Annotated in this window: 1 protein-coding gene and 1 pseudogene; one reads left to right on the top strand and one right to left on the bottom strand. The window is 76.2% G+C overall.

The features are described 5' to 3' along the window. A partial coding sequence (locus HTZ82_RS12455; RefSeq protein WP_309235431.1) for a type 2 lanthipeptide synthetase LanM family protein occupies positions 1–2,706 on the bottom strand: 2,706 nt, incomplete at its 3' end. 333 nt (positions 2,707–3,039) lie between these two features. Between HTZ82_RS12455 and HTZ82_RS12450 the strand changes: the two are divergent. Next, positions 3,040–3,274, top strand: a pseudogene (locus tag HTZ82_RS12450) (DNA-binding response regulator); the annotation flags it as partial.

Below are 3,274 nucleotides of genomic sequence, written 5' to 3'. Positions count from 1 at the left end.
GCCGACGCCGGCGTCACCGTGTGCGAAGCCGGGGTCGCGGGTGGGCCGTTCCGCCCGGGCGAGCAGCCGGTCGGCCAGCTTCCGGGCCAGTGCGGCGGCGGTGGCGGTCGTGGCGGTGGTCGTCCCGCCGCGGGTGTCGCGGGTCGCGACTGCGGTCGCGGCGGTCAGGGCGCCCGCGAGGCCGTCGGCCAGGTCGGCGGGGCCGTCCGGGTCGCCGTCCGCGGCGCGTTCGAGGGCCGCGAGGGCCGTCGGCAGACAGGCGTCGAGGTCCGGGTCGTCGCCGAGCAGCGGGGCCAGCCGGGCGACGGCGTACACGATGCCGCCCAGACCGTGCAGGGCACCCGGTCCTGTGGCGGCGCTCAGCTCGGGGTCCCGGGCCAGCGCGGCCAGCAGGGCGGGCAGCGGCCGCACGGCCCGCCGCGCCAGGTCGGTGTACCGGGGCGCGTCGGCCAGGGCGCCGAGCTGCGCCAGGAACAGGGCGACCCCGCAGTACCCCTGCGCGAGCCCGCCGCCCATGGGCAGCACCGCCCAGTGGCCGCCGTTCACCTCCTCCAGGCCCAGCCAGTTGACCCGGCCTCCGCCGTGCACCGCGCGTGCCGCGATCTCGTCCGCGATGCCGCACGCCGCGGTCAGCAGCCGGGACGGCTCGGGCACGACGGGCGGCGCCGGGGGCGCGGACAGCTCGGAACGGGGGCCTTCGGTACGGGAGTTGGCGTGGACGACGGCGAGCGTGGCGTGGATGACCCACTCCTGGTCGTAGCGGTCGACCTCGCTCATGGCGGCGACCTTGCGGCGGGCGGCGCGCAGGGCGGGCGCCGGGACGACGCCGTCGACGCGTACGCCCCGGGCGGTCCACACGGCGGTCTGCGCGGGCCGGTGGGCGAACAGCGGCACGTCGCCGGCCCACAGGTCCGCGATCTCGTGCTCGACGAGCCGCTGCCGTGCCGGGTCGTGGGCGGACTCGGTCCACAGCACGGAGAACACGGACTCCCGCGCGAGGGCGTCCCGCAGCACGTCCGGGTGCGTGGACTCCTCCAGGAGCGTGGCGTAGAGGCGGGTCGACCGGGCGATGAGGCGGCCCCGGCCGGTGGCCCAGCGGTCGAGGAGGCCGCCGAGCAGCTCGGCGCGGTGTTCGGTGATCGCGTCGTAGCCCGCCCGGAACCCTTCGACGAGCGCAGCCCGGTGGTCGGCGTGGCCGAGGGCCCGGCCGCCGTCCGGCAGGGGCCGGTTCTGGCCGGCGGTGCTGGTGACGGGACCGCGCACCATGCGCATCTCGTCGGTGCCCGCGCGTTCCCAGCGCATTCCGTCGCTCGGGTACGCCTCCCCGTGCGCGCCGCCGAGCGCGGAGATGTCCAGGGCGCCGTTGTCGCCGATGAGGAGGCTGGGCAGGAGGCAGGTGCGGTGCACGGAGTCCCGCAGGGCGTCCGCCGCCGGGTCGGGTCCCGCGGTCCTGGCCTGCGGCAGGTCGGCGTGCAGCAGGGTCTCGGCGTCGACGAGGACGGGCTGGTCGCCGCACGCGATGACGTTCTCGTAGTGCATGTCGACGCCGTCCAGCGCGTACAGCAGGGCGAGCAGGGCGCCTTGGCGGCGGTAGAAGCGGTCGAGTTCGGTGGGGGTCCGGCACCAGCGGTGCTCGATGAACTCCAGCCAGCCGTGGTCGGTTCCGCGCACCGAACGGGGGGTGCGCAGCGCGAGCCCGGGCACCTTGCCGTTGAGCCAGCCGGCCGCCCGGTCGAGGAGCGTGTGCTGGTCCAGGGGGCGGGGCTTGTAGACGACGGTGTCGCCGGAGGCGAACCGGAGGAGGGCCACGGACCGGTTGCCCTGGTGGGCGTCGCCGCGTCCGAGGTCGACACGGACCAGGGGGCCGGGGTCGGTGCCGTGGCAGAGCTCCGCCACGAGGGCGTCCCGGTCGGCCGTGAAGCGGGACATCAGCTCCGCCGTCGCCTGGGCCGTGTTCAGGCAGGTCTCGCCGAGCATGCGGGCGAGTACGGGGTACGAGCGGAACAGTGCGCCGAGCCCGCCGGGGGTGGCGGCCCACGCCACGAAGGCGGCGAACCGCTGCTCCGGGGTCTCCCCCGGCAGCCGTCCCTCGGCGCGGGCGGTGTGCAGCTCCCGGACGAGTGTCCGGGCCGCCTGGCGGGCGAGCCGGCCGCCCAGCAGCCGTGTGAACGCCTCCCGTACGGCGGCCTTCTCGCCGCAGGCCAGTCCGGCGAGTCCGGTCGGCGCGACGGTGTCGGCCCAGGCACGCTCGACGAGCGCCCGGAACACCGGCAGGAACACATCGGCCCCTTCACCCGCCACGCCCTCTTCCCACACCCGCGCACCCCGGCCGGCCGGCTCTCCCCGCTCCGTCGGCTCGGCCTGTTCGGCCCGCTCGGCCCGCTCCGCCTGTTCGGCGGCCGCCGTGACGGCGCGCTCGGCGAAGCGCGCCCACCCCGGCTTCTCCGTACGGGCGGCCAGGCGTACGGCCGGTTCCGCGGCGAGCCCGAGCGCCACGTCGTCGCGGACGCCGAGGGCGGCGAGCCGGCCGGCGAAGCCCTCCGGGTCCCCGACGGACCACGGCACGGCGCGGTCGCGGGCCGGTGTCCCGGCCGGTGCGGGGGCGTCCGGCGCGGCGAGCCGCTCCCGCAGGGTGAGGCCGAGGGCCCACCAGGCGGGAGGGAGGGTGCCGAGCCGGTCTTCTCGGGCGAGGGCGGTGTCAGTCACGAGGAACAAGCTCCCAGGGCCCGGGTGCGGGCACATGGGGGTCGCTCCCCCATATTCTGCGGGCGCTCCCCCACACGCCCCCACCCGCGCCGCCGCACACCCCGTACGACTCCCGTACAACTCCCGCACGGCGCCCATGACCTGGCCCGACGGCCGGTTCCACACGGCCTCCACACCCGCTCCACACCCCCTCCGCACCCCTTCGCGCCGCGGGAGAGCGGGACCGTACGGAAATCTGGGGGCCGCCGCCCGATGTACGGGGCCGCGTCCCGGCCGAACCTGGAGCCCGTTGTTCCGTTGTTCCGTTGCTCCGTTGACTCCTTGGAGGACTCGGTGGGAGAACCCGTACCCGTCAGCGTCGTCGCACTCGACCCGGTACTGGAGGCCGGCATCAAGAGCACTCTGTCGGCGTGTCCGGAGATCGTCCTCACCACCGCGCCCGGTGAGTCGCGCGTCGTCGTGATGACCGTCGACCAGGTGTCCCACACCGAACTGGACGTCCTGCGCTCCGTACGTGACACCCCGTCACAGCCGGAGGCCGTGCTCGTGGCGAGCGAGCTGGCGCCCG

It is taken from the genome of Streptomyces sp. TRM64462, assembly GCF_013362995.1.
GTDB lineage: Bacteria > Actinomycetota > Actinomycetes > Streptomycetales > Streptomycetaceae > Streptomyces.
Note: the sequence above shows the minus strand (reverse complement) of the source record. Positions and strands in the feature narration are given on the sequence as shown.